This window comes from Nostoc cf. edaphicum LEGE 07299 (assembly GCF_015207245.1).
Lineage (GTDB): Bacteria > Cyanobacteriota > Cyanobacteriia > Cyanobacteriales > Nostocaceae > Nostoc > Nostoc edaphicum_B.
The window spans coordinates 1-5,276 of sequence record NZ_JADEXF010000330.1 but is presented as its reverse complement, the minus strand read 5'-3'; the positions used below and the strand labels follow the sequence as shown (position 1 = coordinate 5,276).

The following is a 5,276-nucleotide window of genomic DNA, read 5'->3' as shown; positions in this document are numbered from 1 at the left end:
ACTATATTTTATGAATAAAAGAATTCAACGGCTAGAAGATGGTTTATTAGTAATGCTTTATGACGATGACTTAGATTCGCCAGGAGATGAGTTGATCGTTCCTTCTGATAATATCTCCCAAGATGAGCATTACCCCGAATATGCTCATCTCAAACCTGGTGAAAGCATAATAATTAAGAAAATTCCTATCAAACCCACATCAGGTTTTTATTATCCAAGTGGATATGAAGATTTAGATGAATTTCTCAATAGCGATCCTGGGGCAATTGATAGACTAGGTGATGGAAGTTCAACTACTCGTGGTTGGCGACCACCTGAACCAGATGAATCTTGGTAAAACTTACCTTAAGAGGCACGCATTAATAAGTTACCTTTTTGAATAACTAAAAGCCTTGATTATCATTTTTTTGATCAGCCAGGTAAGTTATTTCACTGCAAATCCTTAAGCTCGATTTACCAAACTTTTTATGCTGATAACATTTTTGAATAAGCTGTTGCCACAGGTAAATAAACTGTGAAGATACTGCCTTTCCCTACAGTCGATGAAACAGAGATATCCCCTTGATGAGCTTCAACAATTTGACGGGACAAATATAATCCTAAACCGTTCCCCCGACGTTGATGCTTGCCCTGTCGAAAGCGATCAAATAAGAGTAATTGTTCTTCTGGATTCATGCCAATACCTGTATCCTCTACTTCAATCGTTACCCCTTGAACAGTGGAATTGAGGCGAACTTCTACTGACCCAGCATCGCTGAAGCGAATGGCATTACCAACTAAGTTAGTGATAAGTCGGCGTAGTTCCAGGCGATCGCCTTTAACTCTAACTAAAAAAGCTTCAGTACCCTCTGTCAAGACAGCTTTGAGACTTAAATGTTTAACATTAGCCAAAGGCATTAGTTCTTGCACTACCTGCTGACATAATTCCCACAGGTCAACCACAAAGAAATCCAACGTTTTGCCTCCAGCTTCATACTGGTAAACTTCTAACAAGGTATCGACCATTGACAACAAAGTTTGGTTACTCTGAGCCATTTGTTCTAAAGATTCACGCATTGCTGATAAGGTATTGCCAAAAACACCTCTTTGCAGCAACTTTAGGAATTGGTCAGCAGCTATCAACGGAGTTCGCAGGTCGTGAGTGAGACGGGTCACAAAATCTTCCCGTCGCTGAATGAGGAATAGTTGTTCGTCCATACTGTGTTTCAGTCTCAACAAAGCCCGCACCCTGGCCAGTAATTCCTTCTTATCTACAGGCTTGCGAATAAATTCATCTGCACCTGCATCTAAACCTTTAACGACACTTGATTTTTCAGAACCTGTCACCAGCAAAATTGGGATAAAAGGTAAGTTTAAGTTGTGCTTAATTTGTCGGGTAACTTCATAGCCATCCATATCCGGCATCACTACATCAAGCAGTACCAAATCAGGAGGAGATTCGGCAATTTTTACCAATGCTTCAGCACCACTGTCGGCTATGATCACGTTGTATCCCTTCAGTTTTAAGGTGACTTGCAGCAAGCGGAGGCTGTCAGCTGAGTCATCCACCAGCAGAATTCTTTGGTTTCTTTGTTCTGAAGTTATATTCCAAGATAAAGTGTTCATAAAATGCCTTTGATAAACCTAATTTCTTTTGAGTAGAGAAATAGAGTAATAAAGCTAAATTTCGTTGTCAAAAGTGTATTTTCAAGCGCCATGCTAACCACTACGCAGCGATGAAGATTCATCAGATTTTTCTAAAACTCAAGGCACTGGTAAATATAATTACTAATTCGTAATACTCGCCTCCGACAAGAAGCAAACTACGTAATTGGTAATTAAGAAACTGGTTATAGTCTCCCATCTCTACAGGTCACAACCTTATGATTGAGGTCTAAATTCCCATGCATAACGTAATTACGAATTTTTAATCTGGCTATGTTATGTGTAAGAGCCAGGTTTCTCGCTTAGAGATAAGCTACATCCTCCTGTAAGTGTGATGTGGACACAAGTCAGAATAAACTGTATTGGTTTCAGTTTAACTTCGGTGCTTTTATATTTTTTTATACTTTAGGAAGATTTTTTCAGAGAATTTTCAGATTAAACGATGTCCATTTTGAACACTGGAGCTTTTTCAACAGCCAGTTGAGATATGTAGCCTTTGATATATGAACTTTTCAACCAATACTGTAAAAACTACTGGTTTCAACCTGGATGAGGTTTAATAACATTGAAATGCCGCTTTCCATCTCAATAGCTACATATTGGCTACTTAGCTAAAATTTTTCGTCCAATGGAGTAATCCTTTCCTTGAAACCATATTCGACAGTTAAAAAAGTATAGTTACCAAGCTGCTGAGGTAAATGATGGTAGATATTCGAGTAGCAATTATTGAAGACCATAGCTTAACGCGGATTGGGATGCGTAGTTCTCTCAACGAGCAGGAAGGTATTCAAGTCGTGGGTGATGAAGCTACAGCGTCCAATGGGTTAAAACTGCTCCAAAGTACAAAACCAGACATAGCGATCGTTGATATTGGCTTGCCGGATAGGGACGGAATATGGCTGGTGCAGCAGTTTCGGGAATCTCTAGTGTCGGAAACAGCAGCACAGACTAAAGTCATGATGCTTACTTCGTTTGCCAAAGAGCAGATGGTACTGGCAGCGTTTGCAGCCGGGGCAGACTCTTATTGTGTGAAGACAATTAAGTTCGAGTTGTTGCTAGAAGCGCTGCATATCACCCATGAAGGTCAGTCTTGGATTGATCCAGCGATCGCTCGTATCGTTCTCAAGCATACTCGTCAAGGAGCAGCAGCAGCGGTAAAACCGAATGCTACTCAAACGGTGACGATCTCTGCAATTGACCCAGAGCAAGCAAGCATTCTACAAGCAGACCCACTGACAAATCGGGAGCTGGAAGTCTTAGAGTTAATTGTCCAAGGCTATAGCAATAACGAGATTGCCCAGAAACTCTATCTCAGCTTGGGAAGTGTAAAAGTATATGTGCGTGGAGTTTTGAACAAGCTTTGTGCAAGCGATCGCACCCAAGCAGCTGTATTAGCGTTGCGGGCTGGTTTGCTCAATTGAAGTCACTGTACAGAAGCAACTGTACAGTGCTTGGTTATTAACTTGAGAGGGGAGCAATATCTACGACGGGCTACGCCTATGCACAGGAGTGACCCAGGAGAATCGCCTGCATAATACCAACTTGCGTTGTATACAGGGATTTTCCGCTACCACTCTCTAAATCGAAATAAGTAGCAAATCGTCGTAGTTTCCCCGTCGTCAATTGCAGCAAATAATCAAATGCTTCCGCAGCAACTCGCTGGTTAATGCTCAAGGACTGGCTATTGAGCAAGGCCATTTGTTCACAGGACAAGTTGTTGTCTGCCAACTCTTCTGGTTGTGAAACCAGTAGGTCGGGTTGCTGTATAGTTGGCGCAGGTAAGCGAAAGCAGCCTAAAGCCTCGAAATCATAGTCATTGGGGTTAGTAGACAGATGAGAACCTAATAGTACCTGACCACTACGCTTGGAGTTACCGCAATCCAAATGCCAAATGTGAGGCGCAGGGCGGTGAGTGTTGTGCTGAAGTACTTGGGTAATTGACTCTCTAGCTTTGGCATTATCTACGCAAGCAGTGACAACAATCAGCGTATTGTAACTGGGGACAATCCATTCGGGTTGGAAAGGTTGAGCGATCGCTGTAACTTCCATCTTCCAAGCCAGGGAGTAGCGCAGCGCCAGGGTTTTGGCTTTGTTGAGTCCGATTTCTGCATCACAGAAGCACTGGCGTAAAACGTTAGCTGACTCAACACGATCCGGGTCAACAAAGTAGAGTTTCACCTGTTTACCTTGCTGAGAAAGAACTCTACCTAACCGAACCAAAGAAGGAGCCAACCAAGAACCAGTACCGCCGCACCCAACTAGCCATAGTTCTATCTTCGAGTAGTTGACAGTCACGACAGGAGAAGCATTTGCCAAATCAAGATTTAGCTCCATAGTACGGTTGGTTAAGTTAATACAGTTATCCGTGAGGGAACAGACATTTGCTAAATTGAAATTCACCTCCATAGCTTCTCCATCACATTTACAGGCGATACATCGGTACTGTAAAATTTGCAGCCAGATGAAAGTGAGACATCAACCATAAAAAAGTCTCGGTCGATGTCAAACACTGCTCTAGCAGGTACATCCCAACAGTGGCGAAACAGTCCAACCCGGATTTTAATCTCTGGTTTCAGGGTATTAACTCTACCTAGTACTCCATAAATGCGAAAGCCAGATTCGTCAGCATTATCGGTGCTAGAGAAAAAGGCAGGTAAGGAACCGTGGGAATGGATGTCTACAGCCGCTTTCTGGTGGGAAGAGTCACTGCCAGAATGAGTTGGCTGGCAGCTAGTTGGAGTTTGAATTTGCTCTGGGACTTGTAAATCCCAGTCTGCATCAGCACAGTGGAGGTGAAAGAGAATTTCATGAAATTGATTGCCAGCTTGATAACTCGACCGCCACATTTCCAGTAGTAGCGGTTTGGGAATTAAGGGAGTGACTTTGAGATAAGATGTTAGGTGAGGTAGCCCTTTGATAGTTTGGGAACACAAGCAAATAGGCATTAATACCTCTATGCCAGGACGAATGGCTCTAGCAAAGATGCCATTTCCGGCATAAAGGTACTCTAGTCCACTACTGGTGTGTGTTGGCAGAGATGAAGTTGTGATAATTTTGTAACCAATAATACCTTCAAGCAATGGGTTCATCGAGGATTTCCTGCACAAGCATAGCGACACTTTTCTGATTGCCGATAGGCACAAAATCAGATACAGGATAGGTTGCGCGTCTACATCTTTTGTGCAGTTTTAGAAGTTGCTGGCGAACATCCTTGCGGTATTTTTGTGATTTACTTATTGTTAAGTGGTTAGTGAAAATACTAGAAATAAACAAATTCCAAGCATGGTTAATTGATAGACCATTAGCAGCAGGTGGTTCGTTCACTCCCCAGCAAATCTGTCCAGAACTGTAGACATTGGGTAGTGGCACATGAAAAGCTTCTGCTTGAGGAGTAAACTCCTGTTCTTGAATTGCCCAAACCCAATATTTTAATCCCTTGCCCACAAACACCATTGCAGGTAGTGGAACGGTTAAAGATCCAAGTTCATCGCAATTGATTGTATGAGTGGCTGGTGGGATAAATTTTACCAAATATGTGTCTGTACTGCCCGTACCCCAGCGCACAATTCCTGGTTCCATCCAACCAGTATCAATTGGTTCATTGCTAAAAGCAATTCTCAGGGCTGCCGGTG

At 42.6% G+C, this 5,276-nt stretch carries 6 protein-coding genes; 2 read left to right on the top strand and 4 right to left on the bottom strand.

Translation table 11 applies throughout. The features are described from left to right. A partial coding sequence (locus IQ229_RS11815) for a hypothetical protein (RefSeq protein WP_228013400.1) occupies positions 1–337 on the top strand: 337 nt, incomplete at its 5' end. 128 nt (positions 338–465) lie between these two features. On the opposite strand, the gene IQ229_RS11810 is transcribed toward IQ229_RS11815, so the two are convergent. Continuing rightward, positions 466–1,605: a hybrid sensor histidine kinase/response regulator gene (locus IQ229_RS11810; RefSeq protein ID WP_162398252.1), complete on the bottom strand. Its 1,140-nt coding sequence runs from the start codon at positions 1,603–1,605 to the stop codon at positions 466–468. Positions 1,606–2,345: 740 nt separating this feature from the next. Between IQ229_RS11810 and IQ229_RS11805 the strand changes: the two genes are divergently transcribed. Continuing rightward, positions 2,346–3,065, top strand: a complete 720-nt coding sequence (locus tag IQ229_RS11805) for a response regulator (protein ID WP_162398328.1) — start codon at positions 2,346–2,348, stop codon at positions 3,063–3,065. A gap of 76 nt (positions 3,066–3,141) precedes the next feature. On the opposite strand, the gene IQ229_RS11800 is transcribed toward IQ229_RS11805, so the two are convergent. From IQ229_RS11800 to IQ229_RS11790, 3 genes are all read right to left on the bottom strand, one after another. After that, on the bottom strand, positions 3,142–4,050 hold the full coding sequence (locus IQ229_RS11800) for a ThiF family adenylyltransferase (protein WP_202928732.1): 909 nt from the start codon (positions 4,048–4,050) through the stop codon (positions 3,142–3,144). Beyond that, a complete protein-coding gene (locus IQ229_RS11795; RefSeq protein WP_162398254.1) occupies positions 4,041–4,733 on the bottom strand; it encodes a hypothetical protein in 693 nt (230 codons plus the stop codon). Before IQ229_RS11795 ends, IQ229_RS11800 begins: the two co-directional genes overlap by 10 nt. After that, positions 4,717–5,276: hypothetical protein (locus IQ229_RS11790; protein WP_194043906.1), on the bottom strand; the 560-nt coding region annotated here is incomplete at its 5' end. The genes IQ229_RS11790 and IQ229_RS11795, both read right to left, overlap by 17 nt.

Coding starts and splice junctions, on each gene's coding strand:
- IQ229_RS11800 (WP_202928732.1), bottom strand. CDS start 4,050: ATGGAGGTGAATTTCAATTTAGCAAATGTCTGTTCCCTCACGGATAAC.
- IQ229_RS11810 (WP_162398252.1), bottom strand. CDS start 1,605: ATGAACACTTTATCTTGGAATATAACTTCAGAACAAAGAAACCAAAGA.
- IQ229_RS11795 (WP_162398254.1), bottom strand. CDS start 4,733: ATGAACCCATTGCTTGAAGGTATTATTGGTTACAAAATTATCACAACT.
- IQ229_RS11805 (WP_162398328.1), top strand. CDS start 2,346: ATGGTAGATATTCGAGTAGCAATTATTGAAGACCATAGCTTAACGCGG.